This window comes from Pseudoalteromonas sp. SG44-8 (genome assembly GCF_014164125.1).
Taxonomy (GTDB): domain Bacteria; phylum Pseudomonadota; class Gammaproteobacteria; order Enterobacterales; family Alteromonadaceae; genus Pseudoalteromonas; species Pseudoalteromonas rhizosphaerae.
Map to the genome: position 1 here is coordinate 1 of NZ_JACJEQ010000014.1, position 14251 is coordinate 14251.

The 14251-nt window shown below is 40.6% G+C and carries 14 protein-coding genes; all 14 read right to left on the reverse strand.

Features of this window, described 5'->3' with window-relative positions; all coding sequences use genetic code 11:
- Positions 1-64: 64 nt before the first annotated feature.
- The 14 genes from H5163_RS12260 to ptsP all read right to left on the reverse strand — a co-directional run bounded on the left by H5163_RS12260 (position 65) and on the right by ptsP (position 14249).
- Positions 65-724, reverse strand: coding sequence for a FlgO family outer membrane protein (locus H5163_RS12260; RefSeq protein WP_404936313.1), 660 nt, complete (start codon positions 722-724; stop codon positions 65-67).
- Positions 725-732: 8 nt separating this feature from the next.
- Complete coding sequence (locus tag H5163_RS12265; protein ID WP_182735240.1) at positions 733-1413, reverse strand: FlgO family outer membrane protein; 681 nt, start codon at positions 1411-1413, stop codon at positions 733-735.
- 12 nt (positions 1414-1425) lie between these two features.
- Complete coding sequence (locus H5163_RS12270) at positions 1426-2019, reverse strand: FlgO family outer membrane protein (RefSeq protein ID WP_145240937.1); 594 nt, start codon at positions 2017-2019, stop codon at positions 1426-1428.
- A 51-nt stretch (positions 2020-2070) separates the two neighbouring features.
- A complete protein-coding gene (locus H5163_RS12275; protein WP_182735241.1) occupies positions 2071-2736 on the reverse strand; it encodes an SPOR domain-containing protein in 666 nt (221 codons plus the stop codon).
- 10 nt (positions 2737-2746) lie between these two features.
- A complete protein-coding gene (locus H5163_RS12280; protein ID WP_182735242.1) occupies positions 2747-5698 on the reverse strand; it encodes a hypothetical protein in 2952 nt (983 codons plus the stop codon).
- A gap of 25 nt (positions 5699-5723) precedes the next feature.
- Positions 5724-6518, reverse strand: a complete 795-nt coding sequence (locus tag H5163_RS12285; RefSeq protein WP_182735243.1) for a molecular chaperone — start codon at positions 6516-6518, stop codon at positions 5724-5726.
- A gap of 8 nt (positions 6519-6526) precedes the next feature.
- Positions 6527-6997 (reverse strand): DUF4402 domain-containing protein, encoded by a 471-nt coding sequence (locus H5163_RS12290; protein ID WP_182731181.1) that lies wholly within the window; start codon positions 6995-6997, stop codon positions 6527-6529.
- Between the two features lie 10 nt (positions 6998-7007).
- Positions 7008-7613, reverse strand: a complete 606-nt coding sequence (locus H5163_RS12295; RefSeq protein WP_182735244.1) for a DUF4402 domain-containing protein — start codon at positions 7611-7613, stop codon at positions 7008-7010.
- Between the two features lie 119 nt (positions 7614-7732).
- On the reverse strand, positions 7733-8365 hold the full coding sequence (locus H5163_RS12300; RefSeq protein ID WP_259399813.1) for an SPOR domain-containing protein: 633 nt from the start codon (positions 8363-8365) through the stop codon (positions 7733-7735).
- Between the two features lie 122 nt (positions 8366-8487).
- Complete coding sequence (gene galU, locus H5163_RS12305) at positions 8488-9366, reverse strand: UTP--glucose-1-phosphate uridylyltransferase GalU (protein ID WP_145240925.1); 879 nt, start codon at positions 9364-9366, stop codon at positions 8488-8490.
- A gap of 35 nt (positions 9367-9401) precedes the next feature.
- Positions 9402-10253, reverse strand: coding sequence for a thymidylate synthase (locus H5163_RS12310; protein WP_145240924.1), 852 nt, complete (start codon positions 10251-10253; stop codon positions 9402-9404).
- Between the two features lie 15 nt (positions 10254-10268).
- Positions 10269-11072, reverse strand: a complete 804-nt coding sequence (lgt, locus tag H5163_RS12315; protein WP_145240923.1) for a prolipoprotein diacylglyceryl transferase — start codon at positions 11070-11072, stop codon at positions 10269-10271.
- 12 nt (positions 11073-11084) lie between these two features.
- Positions 11085-11894 carry a sulfite exporter TauE/SafE family protein gene (locus H5163_RS12320; protein WP_145240922.1) on the reverse strand — a complete coding sequence of 270 codons (810 nt, stop codon included), beginning with the start codon at positions 11892-11894 and terminating at the stop codon, positions 11085-11087.
- An 81-nt stretch (positions 11895-11975) separates the two neighbouring features.
- Positions 11976-14249, reverse strand: coding sequence for a phosphoenolpyruvate--protein phosphotransferase (ptsP, locus tag H5163_RS12325; protein WP_145240921.1), 2274 nt, complete (start codon positions 14247-14249; stop codon positions 11976-11978).
- Between the last annotated feature and the right edge of the window lie 2 nt (positions 14250-14251).

Consider the following 14251-nt stretch of genomic DNA (forward strand, 5'->3'; position numbering starts at 1 on the left):
ATAGCAAAATTATAACGGTTTATCCTATTTACAATCAAGCAGTTAAATGGATTTTATAACGATGCTAGTTAATACTCGCGCGTTGTAGGTGAATATCGGCGTTGTTGAGTACGTAATAAGGCAGTATTTTGTTGCTACTGGCAACTACGCGTTTGCTGGTGATATCAATAATACGGGCGTTTACTTCAACACCGTTGCTGCGGTAGATCAAGGTGCCTGATAACACATGACTGGCGATGCGTTGATCCGCTAACTGCTCTATATCGCGTGAAAATACAAAGTCACCGCGTGGGTTCATAGTTATTTGGTCGGTGGTTTTAAAGTCAATAATACCATAACCAAATTTTTGCAGTTGATGAATAAAACTCTCTGATAACTGGTTGCCTAATTGGCTGCTGTTATTAAGGCTGGCATCTAAATCTACAAATGAAGTAACGGCAATCGAGGTATCAAGCTCTGTTTGCATTGTGTCGACTAAGTCTAACGCCATTTGCTCTACATAATTAACCAGTGTTTTATGGTGTTTGTTAGGACTAAACTGCCCTGAGTTATCAAGTGGCTCGGCACTATTCATTTGTACTTGTTTTAGCATTTGAGTAAGGTCATATCGGCTAGTCGTACTTTGTACAGGCTCAGCCGTATTATTAGTCATACTGCATGCGCTGAGAATGCTGATCACACCCCCTACGGTTAATAATTTAGCGCTGTGGATTAGCTTACTCATCATTGGCCTCACTTACTCGCTTGTTTTAGCATTACGCCATCAGTGCGATAGCTGCTGTCCAGTGCATCAACAACGGATTGCGGAATAAACCCTTGTGCAGAGCCAACCACTGCCTTACTTGTTAAACCAATAATTCGGGCATTGACTAATACACCACCTTGGTGATTTACCATAGTGCCCGCCAGTACGTAGTTGAAGTTTTGATCTTTACTTAGCTCTAAATAATCGCGACTAAATACAAAGTCGCCAGAGGGAGTAACACGCATGTAGTCGGTGGTTTTAAAGTCGATCACCGGTACACCAAAACTGTGTAGCTCGTGCATAAAACTTTCGGCGATTTGATTACCTAACAATGTGCCGTCGTTGTAATCATCATCTAAAAAAATAAAGCTTGATACGGCCAGCGGCGTTTTGGTATTTACGTATTGTAAATTTTCAGCCATATCTTGCATTATGCCACGTACATAATGATTAATATTTTTACGTGTTGGGACTGTGACTTGGCTACTATCGTTCATCACTGGAATATTGTTTTGATAAAATGTATTATTTTGCCCAGGAGCAGCAACCATTCTTTGATCACCCTCTAACTGCGCAGAGTTATCAGTTTGTGCTGTTTTGCCCGGTTCCATCATTTGCGCGCAACCAAAACCCAGTGGCAAACATAAAGTTAATATTAAGCGTTTCATGAGAGCTCCTAATTAGTATTCGCTGCGGTAAATATAACCGTCGCGCTGTTGTATTTTTTCATCGCCCCACATCACATTTATGGGGATCTCTGTACTGGCGGCAGATACAACGCGGCTATCTTGCGTATTTACCATACGGGCGTTAACTATATAGGCATGTTGTTGCCGTGTTAAGGTACCCGTGATAACAAAGTCAATATTCTGACGTTGGCGTAATTTGCTAATGTCGCGACTTAATATACCATCTGCGTTGCTGGCTAAATTAAGGTGTTTTTCAAGGCGATATTCAATAGTGTTATAGCCAAGTTGGGTAAACTGAGTAAGTAAGCTTTCTTGAATTTGCTGACTCAGCCCAGCGCCCTGCCCTTGTGCCAGCTCACTATCTAGCGCGTTGGCTAAGTAAAAGCTAGTAACGGCAATCCGTGCAGAGCTTTTAAATGGCCCTTGCACATGGCTCAATTGACTACTCAAGTCGCTCACATACTGATGCACAGTATAAGGTGCCATTGTTGCTTTTGGGGCATTGGTACTTGGTGCTGGCGGTTTTTCTTGCGTTAAACTACACGCAGTTAGACTCAGCAATAATAAACATAACAAAAGGCGCATAATTGCCATCCTCACTAAACATGGCAATAACAAAGCAAGTATTATGCCTATTTATAATTTTATTGGGTTATCGGTGTAGTGAGTCACCATGCAGTTGAGCTGTTGTAGCTTTAATTTATCACAATCAGCTTGGGCGTTTTTTTGATATTGGTATGCCCCGATTTTTAAGCGGTAATAAGTCATGCCTTTTACCTGAGCAGTTTCGACATTGGTGGTAAATTTATCTGACAATAAACTCGGTACTTTTTGTTGAATTGTTTGCCAGCTTGGAGCTAATTGCGATTGTTGAGTGACCGCAATAATTTGCAGCGCAAAAAGCGCGTTGTTAGTTATGTTTGACTGTGTTGCTATAGATTGCGCAGGCCTATCTAACGGTACTTGCTGTGATGCCAAGGCAGCAGATGAATGGCTCTTATTACCTGTGTTCTCGTCATCATTTGCTATCGCGGTTAACTGTGCTATCAATAAATTCAAATCACTTTCAATCAGTAATAACCGTTCAAGATCGGGTTTAATCGCTTGCCACTGTGCAGAGCTAGTTTGTAACTGTTGTAGCTCTTGTTGCGTGATCTGCACATAGGTTTCATGATTAGTTTCAGCTGTGCTGCTGGTACTTTTTTGCGCGCTATCCGTCGTGCTGGTACAGCCAGATAATATAATTAAACTCATTATTAATACGGCTGATTGAATTACACTAAACGATTGTTTGATATTCATTGCTATTCCTTTAATGAAGTATTGTTCGTTGTTCAATATCACACTTCAATCTTTGTTTTATTAATGACTGACAAAGATCCGTAAATTCAGGCTGTACTTGCTTAGCGTATGCTAAGGCGAGTATGTACTTACTTTGCTGTTGGTCATGAATATAAAACACGTCTTGCTGTTGTAATTTTAAGCGCGGGCTTATCAAACGTAAGTATGCCTTTAACATCATTAACGATGAAAAATTCCCCGCATTAACAATAGTCCCCGACACTTCTTCGAGTGATTTTAAAGTAAAATCAACCCCAACCAACACATCCCCTTTTGCTGATAAATCAACTGTTACTTGCTGGGTGTTTTTTAATGCTTTACGTTCTTTAAAGCTATCGTCAACCACAGCCCGATACTGCCCTGGCCGTAGGTCGGTAAACAAATAATAGCCATCATAAGCCGCTTGGGTGTTGGCAACTTCTTTATCGTTTTGATCTAATAGGGTTATTTTTGCATAAGGCTGCACATAAGTGTGATCCCCTTGCTGCTGATACACCACCCCTTCAATTTCGCTGGCGTTATTTAGCGGGTAATCCATGTATTCAATAAATCCTGCTCTTGGCGTGATTGAAAAGCCCTCATTGGCAGGCACAAAAAACGGATCGGGGAAGCTGTCTCTATCAAGCACAATATCTGTGGTGCGATTAGCTGGCATTGAGGTTAACAATGCAATGCCATTTTCATCGGTTATTGCTTGGCGATAATTTTGCAGCCCTTTTACTTTTATACCAGCAACACCATGCTCGTCAGGATCCATAATGCCGTTGTTATTTTGATCTAAAAATACTTTAACCAGTAGACTACCGGTACTGGTTAGACTGCGGTTTGACATAAAGGCGCGGTTATTTTCAGCGTCATAACCAAAACTAAAACGGCTATATAAACTAAAAAGCCAATTATCATTACTGTCGTAGTTAATGGTGCTGCTTAAATTAAAATCATCATTTTGCCAATTAAGGCCCAAGTCCGCTGATTGGATATTCTCATTTAGGGTATTTTTAAGTGTGAGCTCGGCTTGTAACTTTGCAGTAATACTGCGATTAAATTCAGCTTGGTAACTTAAAATATCACTGTCTGGCGATAATAAATAATCAAAACCAAAACGGCTATATAAACGCCCTATTCGTCCTTGCACACGGGTTGCCCCATATACTTTGCTTTGCTCATTTACATTTTGCCATTGCAATAGGTTGTTCACAGAGAAGCCTGAGTAACTATAATTAAAACGATTATAAGCTTGTTGTAGGTCGCGACCTGAGCTTGAATGCTGCAATAAAAAGTTGTTTTGATAATTAAGACGACCATAACGATTTTGCATCAACTCACCCGACATATCGAATTGATAACTTTGCAAGTCTTGCTGTTGATCCGAGCGATCTGTAACGGTAAACAGCAGTGATTGATCGGCCAGTTGGGTTCTTGCTGTGAGTTCTAATTCATTTTGTTGTTGGTTATTTTGCTCGTAGTCTAAATTAATCAACATTCTTTCAAACAAGTTGATATTAGTGCCAAAAGCAAATTGATAAAATTCATCGTCCTCACGCTTTTGCGCCATAGCCCCGGTGTAAATCGCGATATTATCAGTCAAACCACGTTCGTATCGCCCTGCCGCTAACCAGCCACTTTGTTGTGAATTACTTTCACTTCCTAGTAATCGTTTACCTTGCTCTGATACTGATATTTCGTATGCAGCTTCTCCTTGCGCCAATTGATTACCGTCAATAAAGTAATATTCTGTTTTGCGTTCAACTTGCCCTTGAGGACCATAAAAGATCAACTCAAAGTTATTTTCACCATACAGTAAATCAATACTATCGAATATATAACGGCCATCTGCAAGGCTTAACTGTTGTTCAATTAAAATGCCATTACGATAAAGCTCAACATCCCAACCAGGCTGGATAGCGCCTGTGAGATTAATCCGATTGTTATCTATTTTGCGATCTAACTGATAATTTGAAAACTTAAAACCACGGCCATATTGACCGTTATAACGACTACCTACTTGCGTTGCAGTGATATCACCAAACTCCAACTCGCTGGCTGCAAAAACACCGAGTAAGCTGTTATTAACATCTTGTTTAGAGAATGTCAGCCGAGAGTCAGTCAATAAATCTTGTTCACGTCCTGCTAAAAAATATTCTGCTGAAAGGTACGCAAAATCTTGAGCGCCTAATAATGAATAACTTGTACGGCTGCTGTCATTATCACGACGATAGTTTAGCTGTAAATCTGCCACTGGCATTGAAACCGCCTGATAGGGACTAGCCTTCCAAGGTTGTGTAGGTTGGTTATCCCCTTTACGCTGGTTGTTAAACAAACGCTTTTGCCTTTGTTGTTGCGCAGCAACAGGAAACAATTGCGCCGTTGTAAGCTCTAGCGTCAAATTCGCATAATCAGGAATAATAGCAACTGAGAAGGCGCGCTGTAAAACGGCTGCATCAATATAAATATCATCATCAATTAGTAGTTGCTGCGAAGATAGCGTAACAAACTGATTATTAATAATTAATTGTTTAGGTTCAGTAGCATTTAGTGTAAATAAGTTTGCTTCATTGATAAACCAACCTGAAGCGGTGCCATTTGCAATATCAACATTAATAGCCAGTTGTAATATTTCGACTAAACCCGATAACCCCAATAACACACCTTGTTCGCTTTTAATCGCAAATGCTTCACCAAGATATTCACCGTTTAAGTGCAGCGAAAAGAGTAAAAATTCACCGGCGGCAATGCGCTGTGCTGCAGGTTGCCTGTGTTCGGCTATAACGGGCTGCTGTGCACTCACTTTCGGGTGCGGGTGAGGTTGATTTAATTTAGTTTGAATAGCCTTAAGTGTGCGCAACACATCAGCAGTTTGCACAGCACTAGCAAAACTCATTGAGCTTAAAAATAAAAGCCCAAGAGTAAATATACGGATCACTTTATTCGCTTAATAACGCTTAAGATTATTTCCCAATAGCGAGTGTGTATGAAGCAAAATCAACCCCTTTATATTCTTCAGCACCTTGATAATCGAGGAAAATACTGCCCTGTGTTGGCAGCTGTTTATCTTTAAATAGGCTCAGTGTTGCAATGGTAGTATCAACTTCTGGATACAGGCTTAAATTGCTAATTTCAGCTACTTTCTCATTCTCGCCTGATGCTGTTTTTATATAAGCGCTGAGTTTTCCATAACTACTAAAGTTGTTATGTCGTTGCAGTTGAACTTGAATTTGTGGCTTGCTTTGATTGCTATTTTTTATAATATTTGCCTGAGTTATCGTAACCTCAGGTTGCTCTGGCTGTTCACGATAAATAACTGGAATACTAAAGCTCATAATCATATTGATCTGTATTCCTGATTTTTGCTCTTTATTTTCGTTAGGTAGAGCCTGAAATAATAAGTGCGAGCGGTATTCGCCTTGCTGCAAATCTTTTGGCTTTCGAATTGCAATTTTAACAGTTTGTTTTTCACCTGCTGCTAAGGTCACTTGCTTAGGGGATAAACGTGTCATTGGCGATAAACTGTTTTCGGTCACTTGCGCTAAATTATTATAACCCCCACCTGGTAAAGCTTGTTTTTCACTCCAGACTACTCGGTACGTACGTTGTTCATCAGAATTATTGATCACCGTGACTTTAGCACTACGCTGGCGTTCATCAAAAGTAACACGGGTAGGTGAAATCAATAAGTTTGCCAAGGCCATTTGGCTAAAAAATGCTGTTAGTAGCACACACATCACTGTTAATTTATTGAACATCTCAGTCCTTAGTAGTCAATCGAAATTTCTAGGTTAGTAGTTGAGGAGTAGTCGCCATCGGAATAGCTTTTACTACTAGGTTTTGTTATTAATGTGCCGCCTATAAACACTTTCGCCTCACCTAAATCATCAGTGATGGTAGATTTTGGAAAGCCATTAAGACGTACTTCAAAATCGGCGCTGCTGCTACCCTGTGCGTTGTGCTGTAAGGTTACAGAATTAACTAATTGCATAGTTAATTCTGTATGTGCAGGGAAATCGGTTAGTAATAGCTCAGCAGGTCGTCCTTTCTCTAGTACATAAATTTTACCCATAGTATTTATGTCACCGTTCGCTTTGATTATCACGGAACTAACATTACTGTTACTTGGTATGACTAACGTGCCAAAATCAAGCGACTGTTGCTCTATGGTATTTGCGAAATGGTTAGGGCTGTAAATTAAAATACTTACAGCCACTGCATAAGGTAAAAGTCGCACTAGAAGCGATTTAATAAGCGACTTCGATTTGGAAATCACCAGAATAGACTCCATCAGCATAATCTTTAGAAAACGCTGCTGAATCGGGTGTACTAAGTGTCGCTCCTATATTGAACGATACTGTTCCATCTGTAGAATCAACCATTAAATTAGGTGTTCCATCTGTATAAGTTTCGTTTTCATTAGGGCCTGAAGTAATTACATAAGTCCAGTTCCCAATAGTAAAGTTTGGCCGCCCATCATCTTTAGTTCCTTCATATTCTAAAGTAGTTTGTGTAGGGCTAATTATTTTTAATTGTGCATTCTTAACCGCTTCAGATACAGTAAAAGAAGCGGGAACTCCATCATCAATGATCGAAATTGAAGCATCTGTACCTGTAGAGCTACTAGTAGAGACAGGACTTGCAGCTGGTAATGGATTAACAACTATACTCGCAACATGAGTGCCAGATAAATCTGCAACTGCACGGATAGTACCAAAGCTTAAATCATCATCCTTGTCTAATTTAACTGCATTCTGCACAGTTACTTCGGCACGGAATGTAGAAGTAGTAGACACCGCACTAAAAGATATAGCTAGAATACTCACAGCAAGTATTGGAAGAGATCGTTTCATATTAAATCCTTATAAAAATGGGGCATTACCATAAAGAGCCCCTATCATAAGATTTATCGGCAATTAGAACAATTACTTTAAGATTAATTACATAAAAATCAGATAAATAACTGGCTTAGTTAAAGTGGCTCACCAACAAACGGAGCACTCAGGCATTTTTGGCCTAAACTTTGCGCTAAAGAACAAAATAGATTGGCCTCAGTATAATTTTGAAATGGCCCAACTCGTAACCCATACATGGTAACACCTTTATTTTGACGCTCAGTCATTACAAAATCTAATTGGCTAAATGCCTGTGGATATTGCTGCTGTAACTTTGTTATTTGCGTTCTCACTCTTTGCGGTTTTAAATACAGCCCAAGTTGCGCGCCTGGCAGTGAATTGTTATACAGTGGCTGGGGGCGGTTTTCGATAGTTTTTGAGGAGTTAGCAGTATCAGGGGTCTGTATTTTTTCAGCATAATGAGCCTCCGTAACATTATCTTCGCGAAGCACCGCTGGGTTTTCTGCAATATCAGTTTGAGAGGAAAGTGCCATTATTAATAGTTGCAAGTCTTCCTCCATCGCAGCTAAACGAGTAATACTCTCTTGTTGCGAGTGCCATTGCTGAACATACTCTTTGACTTGTTGATCAGAAATTAATGCAGGCTGCTGTTCCACCGGGTTAGCATTAATACTACTGCACCCACTAAGCCAGACAGTTGCTGTAACCAACACTGTGGTATACCAAGCTTGCTTTTTAAAACACATCATCTGTTAGCATCACAAAATAAATAATGCCATATTATAAGCAAAGTCAGTGCCAGTTTCAGGATTTTTAAGCAATAAAAAAGTGCCACTAAGGCACTTTTATAAGTTAGGCTCAATAAATGAGCTTAAACTAAGGTTTTAATAAAATCACTTAGTTCATCTTTAAATTCATCACGACGCAGTGCAAATTCAATAGTAGCTTTTAAATAGCCCAACTTACTACCACAATCATGACTACGCCCTTTTATCGCATAAGCAGCAACAGATTCTTTTTCCATCAACATAGCAATTGCGTCTGTTAACTGAATTTCGTCGCCGGCGCCTGCGGGAGTTTTTGCAAGTAATGGCCAAATATTTTTACTTAGCACATAACGACCTACCACAGCCAAATTTGATGGTGCGCTATGCACAGGAGGTTTTTCAACCATATTAAGGATCGCTGCGCTTTGCCCTTGTTCAAGCTTTACGTCGCCTAAATCGACCACACCAAACTTATCAACATCCTGCATAGGCACAGGCTCAACCATTATTTGGCTTTCGCCGTTTGCATTAAAGCGAGTAATCATTTCAGCTAAATTATCTTTTTGAAGATCGCTTTCAACGTCATCAATAATTACGTCTGGTAAAATAACCACAAACGGTTCGTTACCAATAATCGGCGCAGCGCAGTTTATTGCGTGCCCTAACCCTTTTGCTTCACCTTGGCGAACGTGAATAATTGTCACATCTTTTGGACAAATAGCTTGTACTTCAGCAAGTAACTGACGCTTAACCCGCTTCTCTAGCGTTGCTTCTAACTCAAAGCTGGTATCAAAATGGTTTTCAATAGAGTTTTTACTAGAGTGAGTCACTAATACAATTTCTTTAATACCCGCAGCAACCGCTTCATTAACTACATATTGAATCAAGGGTTTATCTACAATCGGTAACATCTCTTTTGGAATAGCTTTAGTAGCTGGCAACATACGGGTGCCAAGTCCTGCAACTGGGATCACTGCTTTCATTATTCTCTCCTTAAAACTATGATGCTTATTAATTGTTACACTGAAAACGGGTATTTAATTGCATCGTGGCATTGATAGCCATTTACCTCAAAGTCATCACGGGTGACCCACGTTTCGATATCTTCGAGTGATTTAATATTTGGATTAATCGTCAACGTAGGTGATGCAAATGGCTCACGCTGTAACTGCACATCGCGCATTAATTCCAGTTGGTTCTCATAAATATGGGCATTAACGATTTTATGGTAGGCCTTACCTGCTTTGTGGCCAGTGATCTGCGCGACCAGTGCAAGCAATACAAAACATTGGATTTGATTGAAGTTCAAACCAAGTGGCACATCACAACTACGCTGATACGAGGTTAAATAAAGCGTATCGCCAAGAAGCGAAAAAGTATGCGTGTGCATACATGGGCGCAAACACCCTAACTCAAATTCACCCGGATTATAAAAAGTGATGATCTCGCCTCTGTCATCCACACCATTTTTTAAATTATCAATGACTTTTTTCAACTGATCTAACGCAGTGCCATCAGGGCGTTGCCAATCACGAGCTTGTACGCCATATACTCGGCCCATGTCATCCTCACCTTGGCGGTTCGGATTATTTAACCATGCTTGGTTTTCATTGGCATTAGCATCCCAAGTCATGCAACCTATGTCACGAAATTGCGCAGCGCTACTATAACCACGTAAATAACCTAACAATTCAGCTATCGCCGCCTTGTAGTAACTTTTACGGGTAGTGATCATTGGGAACTTATTATTTGCCACATCATACTCAAGCTCGGCATTGATAACCGTTAAGCAACGAGTTCCTGTACGTTTATTTTCAACCCACACGCCTTCATCAACGATGCGCTGACATAATTCTAAATATTGTTTCATTGTTAACTTCTTTTATTAAGCTTTGCTGGCAACAGCTGGCTGTGGCTTTTTATACGCCCATATTATCAAACCTAGGCCTGCGATGACCATCGGCAATGACAATATTTGCCCCATTGAAATAAAGCCGCCAAATAAACCTAAATGCGCATCGGGTTCACGTACGTACTCAACGCAAAATCTAAATACCCCGTAGCCTAGTAAAAATAATCCGCCTACGCTGCCCGCTGGACGTGGCTTTTTTGTAAACACATACAGAATAATAAACAGCACTAGGCCTTCTAAAAATGCCTCATACAACTGTGATGGGTGACGCGCCAGTGGACCACCAGTTGGGAATACCATAGCCCATGGTACATCGGTAGTTCTGCCCCATAATTCGCCGTTAATAAAGTTACCAATACGCCCTGCTAAAAGGCCAACCGGCACTAGCGGAGCAACAAAATCCCCCACTGCAAGTAACTGTTTTTTACGTGTCCAGGCAAACACACAAATAGCGGTTATCACCCCTAAAGTGCCACCGTGGAAAGACATACCACCTTGATCGATTCTAAATAAATACAGTGGATTTTCTAAAAAATAACTAAATTGATAAAACAGTACATAGCCAATCCGACCACCCAGAATGACTCCCAACATACCGTAGAACAGTAAATCACTGACCTCTTCTTTTGTCCACCCCGAGTTAGGTTTAGCCGCTTGCCTATTTGCCCACCACATCGCAAAAGCAAAACCAATTAAATACATTAAACCGTACCAACGTACGCTGAGAGGACCGACAGAGAAAATAATCGGATTGATGTCTGGAAATTCAAGAGCCATAAAAATTAAACCTTAACTAAAAACCATTTGAAGCGCGATAATAACCAGTAACACCGCGAACACTTTTTTTATCGTTGAAACAGGTAAATAATGCGTTGCTTTGGCTCCAATTGGTGCCATAAACCACGAAGTTATCACTATACCTAATAATGCTGGTAAATACACAAAACCTGCAAAGCCATGTTGTAAATCGGTTACTTGCCAACCAGCGCTGATATACCCCACAGAGCCAAATAACGCAATCACAATGCCACATGCTGCCGCGCAGCCTATGGCTTTTTTAATATCAACTGAAAAATAATGTAGTAGCGGCACAATCAATGCGCCGCCACCAATACCAATCAAACCTGATAATCCGCCCATCACTGCACTAATAGCGCCAATAATTGGGCCTCTTGGCATAGGTTTGACCGCGACAGGTTTATTACGAGCAGACAACACCATACGAGCAGCAATAAACACCACACTAACAGCAAAAACGATGCGTAATAACTGTTCTGGAATTAAACTCGCGGCAAAACCACTGATCAGAGCACCAAGTCCAACGCCAGACATAACCCAAGGCGCAATTTCCCATGGCACATTTTGATTCTTATGGTGCGCTAATGCAGATGACGTTGAAGTGAATAAAATAGAGGCAAGCGAGGTAGCAATAGCAATAACCAGTACATGATCAACCGCAACAACATTAAAATGCACTAATAATGAACTCAGTACTGGCACAATAATTAATCCGCCGCCAATGCCTAATAACCCAGCTAAAAAACCAACCACACAACCTAATAGCGCGCAGCTGATAATCAGGATAACTAAATCATGCATCGTACACTCTTATAAAATTGAATTTATTATATGCATATACTAATCGATTATATCGAATCTTTACAGCACTCGTTTAGGCTACTAAGAAGCCTGATTTGGGGTATAAAATAATTCACCAAGTTGATGCTCAATCATAAAATTACGCGTTAACCTAAGCACTTGTTTTGCAGTAGATTGTGCTAAACACTCCGCCAGTAATGCTTCCATATCGCTGGCTTTTAAACGTCTTAATACCCATTTAACTTTACTTAATGATGAGTAGTTCATACTCAAGCGTCGATAACCCATCGCAATCAGCAGTATTGCACCTTCAGGATCGCCACCTAATTCACCACATAAACTAAAGGACATTTCATATTGCTGACACTCTTTTGCAACTTTTTGCAGTACTCTTAATACCGCAGGATGATAGGGATTAAATAAATCAGCAACACGCGCATTAGAACGATCGACGGCAAGTAAGTATTGCGTCAAATCGTTACTACCCACAGAACAAAAATCTACTTTTTTAGACCATTCAGGGAGCATAAATACACTTGAAGGGACTTCTAACATTACGCCAATCTCTGGGCGTTCAATGGCTTGCTCTGGGTATTTTTCTTCCAGTTCAAAATAGGCTTGCTCTAACAACGCTAAAGATTCATCAACCTCTTCGGTACCGCTTATCATTGGCAGCATAATTTTTAAATTACCTAAACCAATATTTGCTCTAACCATGGCTTTGAGCTGATCTAAAAAGATCTCTGGGTGGTCCAATGTGACACGAATACCCCGCCAGCCTAAAAATGGGTTTTCTTCAGTAATATCAAAGTAATCAAGTGCTTTATCACCACCAATATCAAGCGTACGCATCACTACAGGTTCTGGATGATAACTGGCTAATACTTCGCGATACCAATTCTCTTGTTCTATTTGTGATGGAAACTGGCCTTTTTGCATAAACCAGGCTTCAGTTCGGTATAAGCCAACGCCATCACAGACTTTGGTGTTAGCTTTTTCAGTATTGAGTTCCAAACCAGCATTGAGCAACAAGCTAATATGCTCGCCATCTAATGTCACTGCATCGCATTCTTGCTCAGCCACAAACTTGTCGTTTAATAGACTTTCTTGGTGCTGTAATTGTAAATACTCATCTTGTAGCATTTGCGAAGGCGAAATATATAATCGCCCTGCGTATGCATCTAAAATCATTGGTTTACCATCAAACTGCAATAACGGTAAATCTTCAATACCCCAAATTGCAGGGATCCCCATGGCACGGGTTAAAATTGACGCATGACTATTTGCCGCACCGTTAACACTCACCACGCCAACTAAATGGCCTTTAGGCACTTCTGCAAGCATGGCTGGGGTTAAAGTATTAGCGATCAGTACTGTATCTTTAGGATAACTTTTTACTGCGTGTTCAGTATTTACGAGGTGATGCAGTACGCGCAGGCCGATATCTTTAACATCAACCGCACGCTCTTTGATATAAGGATCCTGCATGGCATTGAATTGGGAGATCAATCGTTCGATCACTATTTTCAATGCACTTTTTGCACACCAGCCCTCTTGCAGCTGTGCTTCAACATTCTGCCCTAAACTTTTTGCATCCAGTAGTTGCTGATACACCTCAAATACTGCCAACGCTTCTTTAGGAATGGAATCGCTAAGAGTCATCGACAAGGTGTTAAATTCTTTGCGGGTTGCAGCAACAGCTTGAGTAAATAAGCGGCGTTGCTCAATACAGTTATCGTCTTTTTTTAATTCTATCGATTTAAAGTCAAGTTTCGGCAGAATAACAAACGCCTGCCCTATCGCAATTCCTGGCGCGCTAGAAACCCCTTTTAGCACCGAGGTCTGATGAGAAAACTCATCTTGGCGAAGAACTTCTTTGATTTCTGCATGGGCTAATTGCGACGCTAGTTGCGCAGATAACGTAATTAAAAAAGACTCTTCATCTTGACTAAATACACGGGCAATTTTCTGTTGTACAACAATAACGCCCAGTACTTTTTTTTGATGAACTACAGGCACAGACAAAAATGCGTTGAAGCCTTCTTCGTCCACTTCAGGAGAGAGTTTAAAACGGGGGTGAGACTTGGCAAAGGCAATATTAATAGGTTCTTCTCGTTGTGCTACTAAGCCAACTAAACCTTCGGTAAAACCGATTCTAAACTTACCCACGGCTGCGGGATTAAGCCCTCTGGTTGCCATTAATACAAAATTATCTTGACTGTAATCAGCAAAATAAATGGAGCAGCACTCAGTTTTCATGGCATCTTTCACCATTTCAACAAAACATGCTAGCGCACTATCCAAACTCGCTTGTTGCGAAACGGACTCGGCAATAGCTCTGAGTGTAGCCAGCATAA

Bases quoted from the DNA above. Each gene is read 5' to 3' on its own strand.
- H5163_RS12270 (WP_145240937.1), bottom strand. From the start codon at position 2,019: ATGCGCCTTTTGTTATGTTTATTATTGCTGAGTCTAACTGCGTGTAGT.
- ptsP (WP_145240921.1), bottom strand. From the start codon at position 14,249: ATGCTGGCTACACTCAGAGCTATTGCCGAGTCCGTTTCGCAACAAGCG.
- H5163_RS12275 (WP_182735241.1), bottom strand. From the start codon at position 2,736: ATGAATATCAAACAATCGTTTAGTGTAATTCAATCAGCCGTATTAATA.
- lgt (WP_145240923.1), bottom strand. From the start codon at position 11,072: ATGGCTCTTGAATTTCCAGACATCAATCCGATTATTTTCTCTGTCGGT.
- H5163_RS12265 (WP_182735240.1), bottom strand. From the start codon at position 1,413: ATGAAACGCTTAATATTAACTTTATGTTTGCCACTGGGTTTTGGTTGC.
- galU (WP_145240925.1), bottom strand. From the start codon at position 9,366: ATGAAAGCAGTGATCCCAGTTGCAGGACTTGGCACCCGTATGTTGCCA.
- H5163_RS12285 (WP_182735243.1), bottom strand. From the start codon at position 6,518: ATGTTCAATAAATTAACAGTGATGTGTGTGCTACTAACAGCATTTTTT.
- H5163_RS12300 (WP_259399813.1), bottom strand. From the start codon at position 8,365: ATGATGTGTTTTAAAAAGCAAGCTTGGTATACCACAGTGTTGGTTACA.
- H5163_RS12260 (WP_404936313.1), bottom strand. From the start codon at position 724: ATGAGTAAGCTAATCCACAGCGCTAAATTATTAACCGTAGGGGGTGTG.
- H5163_RS12320 (WP_145240922.1), bottom strand. From the start codon at position 11,894: ATGCATGATTTAGTTATCCTGATTATCAGCTGCGCGCTATTAGGTTGT.
- H5163_RS12310 (WP_145240924.1), bottom strand. From the start codon at position 10,253: ATGAAACAATATTTAGAATTATGTCAGCGCATCGTTGATGAAGGCGTG.
- H5163_RS12295 (WP_182735244.1), bottom strand. From the start codon at position 7,613: ATGAAACGATCTCTTCCAATACTTGCTGTGAGTATTCTAGCTATATCT.